Source organism: uncultured Ruminobacter sp. (assembly GCA_902764345.1).
In the GTDB taxonomy this organism is placed as follows: domain Bacteria; phylum Pseudomonadota; class Gammaproteobacteria; order Enterobacterales; family Succinivibrionaceae; genus Ruminobacter.
On record CACWVT010000099.1, the window covers coordinates 1 to 2,071 of the forward strand.

At 42.3% G+C, this 2,071-nt stretch carries 4 protein-coding genes; all 4 read left to right on the plus strand.

What is annotated here, in order from left to right; all coding sequences use genetic code 11:
• Positions 1-305, plus strand: a 305-nt coding sequence (locus QZU58_RS10140; protein ID WP_294496500.1) for a hypothetical protein, incomplete at its 5' end; no start/stop codon positions are given.
• A gap of 175 nt (positions 306-480) precedes the next feature.
• Positions 481-870: a hypothetical protein gene (locus QZU58_RS10145; RefSeq protein WP_294496501.1), complete on the plus strand. Its 390-nt coding sequence runs from the start codon at positions 481-483 to the stop codon at positions 868-870.
• Positions 867-1,196: a hypothetical protein gene (locus QZU58_RS10150; RefSeq protein WP_294496503.1), complete on the plus strand. Its 330-nt coding sequence runs from the start codon at positions 867-869 to the stop codon at positions 1,194-1,196. The genes QZU58_RS10145 and QZU58_RS10150 overlap by 4 nt, the downstream gene beginning before the upstream one ends.
• Positions 1,197-1,426: 230 nt before the next feature.
• Positions 1,427-2,071: AAA family ATPase (locus QZU58_RS10155; protein WP_294496505.1), on the plus strand; the 645-nt coding region annotated here is incomplete at its 3' end.

Consider the following 2,071-nt stretch of genomic DNA (forward strand, 5'->3'; position numbering starts at 1 on the left):
GTAGCTGGGGCAGGAGCCTCTGGTTCCTTTCCTTCATTGGGGATAAATCCGTCCTCCTCGGTTATCTTTCCGAGGTTTCCGAGGTATTTGATCTTCTATCTGCCGGTTTTCTCGTCCTTGACATTCTTCATTCCGTAGACGTAATAGTGCCCCTTGATCTTCTTGACCATGATGCCGCGCGCCTTCATTCTGTGGATGTTTTACTGGGACTGCGTAACCTTTGGAATCGCCCATTCTGTGCTACTGATATTTGCCTAAATTATAAAATTAAGCTGTATTTAGTAAAAATAAAATCTAAATATTGAGCTCATTACAGCATCTTGTAGAAAAATCAGCAATAGAATGGTTAGGAATCATTCCCTTAGAATTGGTTGACTGGAAAATTCGTGAATTTCAGGTATCAGGATTCATTACGCACGAAGTTTTACCAGTTTAACTTGGATGGAATTTCCCAGATATACGAAATTAGTGAGGCTTAGTATGGGATCAAGAGGCGCATTCATTGATGTTGATCTCAACAACTTTGAATTTAAATCGGGAGGCAAGCATTACAGAACGTTAGGGGTTTTGAAAAGCAACGGCAATGTCAGACTGATTGAACAGGATTCCACGAGGGTTAAGGCACCTGAATATTCTCATACGCCAGGACGAATTTATGCCGTAATTAAAAATGGTAAGTTAAAACACTTGGCCTATTATGATGAAAATCATAATCAGGCTGTCTGTATCGATTTTGAACATGACCATGGAGGTGTTCAACCACACAGACATGTGTATTTAAAACACGATAAGAATGCTCCAGGAGTTCCACCTACAGCTGATGAACAAGTTTTGATTCAACAGATTATTAAAGAGTTTCAGTTATCATGAGAAAAAATGAATATACCAGTCTCGAAGAGTTTACCTCTCAGTATGTTGGAGAATGGGGACCATCAGATGGTCACTGGTTTGGCCTCGATTTTGAGTATAAAGGAGAGGAATATAGATTGCATACATGGAATATGTATGCTGATGAAAAGGATGCGCTTTTCGGGCTACATCATAAGAAAACACAGGTTGGCAAAGGTGAACATCAGTACGAACTCCTAGGTAAGTATGACAGCATGGAAGAACTTCTTGAAAGTAGAGTAATCGGGAACCGTCCTTTCAGTGAAGTGATTATGGATGACGACACTGTGTTGCTCGGTCAGGACTGATTTTTATAGGCAGCCCAAGTCGCCGGCATTACGGACAATTCATTTTTTGTCTGAGACAACGTATTTTGTAAATTATGTATGCGTATATGCTAGTAAATTTACACATATTTGGTTAGGTTGATATATGGGATCAAGGGGAGCTTTGGCCTGGGACCCAAACCTCTGCCTTCAGTGATTTAAAAATAGATGGTAGACTGTCACCAGGGAACCGTTAAAAAGCAGGGGATAGCATGAAAAAATTACCTATCGGCAAACAGGGATTTGACGCAGTCATAACCGGAGATATGGTCTACGTCGACAAAACTGAAGCCATATACCGTATGATTGAAAACAATGACCAGTGCTTCATCTCCCGTCCGCGCCGGTTCGGCAAGAGCCTCCTCGTGTCAACTCTGGAAAGCCTGTTCTCGCGCGGCACCGGAATGTTCAAAGGACTTGCAATTGAGAAGCTGTGGGCAGATAAAACCTACCCGGTCCTGCGTTTTGACTTCTCCGGGCTTGAATGCGGCAGCGTTGAAAGTTTCCAGAAGGATGCTGTTGAAAAATTTCTCGATGTTGCCAAAAAAGCAGGCGTGCTGGGCTGGCAGGAGACTCCTGATAAATACAGAACCATAAAAATCCTGATGAATAAGATATGTCTTATGGCAGAGGTTAATTCAATGGTCCTGCTGGTGGATGAGTACGACAGTCCGCTGAACACGAATCTAGGAAATCAGAATGTTTTAAACGATATCCGGAAGGCGATCCGTGATTTCTATTTATCAGTTAAGGAAAATAGCGACAAATTCCGATTTATTTTCGTTACCGGTGTATCCCGCTTCAACAAGGTAGCTCTGTTCAGTGCAGGCTCAAGCATTGAGGATCTGAGCCTTAAC